Origin of the sequence: Anoxybacillus ayderensis, from assembly GCF_000833605.1 — a bacterium.
GTDB classification, from domain to species: Bacteria; Bacillota; Bacilli; order Bacillales; family Anoxybacillaceae; genus Anoxybacillus; species Anoxybacillus ayderensis.
Genome location: NZ_JXTG01000066.1, coordinates 1 through 751 on the forward strand (window position 1 = coordinate 1; position 751 = coordinate 751).

Annotated in this window: 1 protein-coding gene and 1 pseudogene; one reads left to right on the top strand and one right to left on the bottom strand. The window is 61.9% G+C overall.

Annotation, left to right across the window (positions count from 1 at the left end):
* Positions 1 to 284 precede the first annotated feature (284 nt).
* A complete protein-coding gene (locus tag JV16_RS15460; RefSeq protein ID WP_244463850.1) occupies positions 285 to 428 on the top strand; it encodes a TMEM175 family protein in 144 nt (47 codons plus the stop codon).
* A gap of 52 nt (positions 429 to 480) precedes the next feature.
* Here the strand turns inward: JV16_RS15460 and JV16_RS15650 are convergent.
* A pseudogene (locus tag JV16_RS15650) lies at positions 481 to 600 on the bottom strand (transposase); the annotation flags it as partial.
* Positions 601 to 751: the final 151 nt, after the last annotated feature.

The following is a 751-nucleotide window of genomic DNA, read 5'->3' on the forward strand; positions in this document are numbered from 1 at the left end:
GCCATATACCCCCCTCCCCTATGCCGGGCAGATCGCAAGAACAACCCGGCGCATTACCGCTGTTCAGAAAACGGCCGGGGCTGTTGAAAAATGCGCCGCTCGCGGCCGGGTACGGTTGAGGGCGGAATGACACCCTAAGGTCTTGCGATCCCGTCTCGCATGGGATCGAGTTTTGGGAAAGCGAGAGGCTTCTCGCAACTCACCTACCGATACTGAAGCGAAAGGGGCGCCCCGCCTTGATCGCCACACACTTAGCCTTGCCTCCATGAGGGCAGGTGGTGAAGATGGTGGCTTGGGGGTTGACGATAGCAAATGATCGCGAAAACGCGAAGCTCGAACGGCTGACTTTCTTCTCGGACGCGGTGTTCGCCATCGCCATGACGCTGCTGGTGACCGAAGTTCGCCTGCCCCCGAACGTCAGCGGTTGAAAACAATCATGCCGCTGCTTGGAAAGCTCATCACTCTGCCCGTGTGATACCACACCCGCGACACAGCCGCCTTGATGCCGTCATGTGCGTCCGAAATGATGAGCTTCACGCCGCGCAGTGCACGTCGCACGAGGCTGCGCGGGAAGTCCGTCCAGAACGTCTCTGCCTCCGCGCTCTACCTGGAGGTTATCGCCGCTTCGCGAGCGCAGCAGCAAGTGGCCGACGATTTTGGGCTGCGCGAGATTCGGCTGGTGATGCGCATGGTGGTGGGCGCCGCCCGGGGCGAAAGCCCCGCGCTCCACGCCGAGCGGCAGGCGATAGAG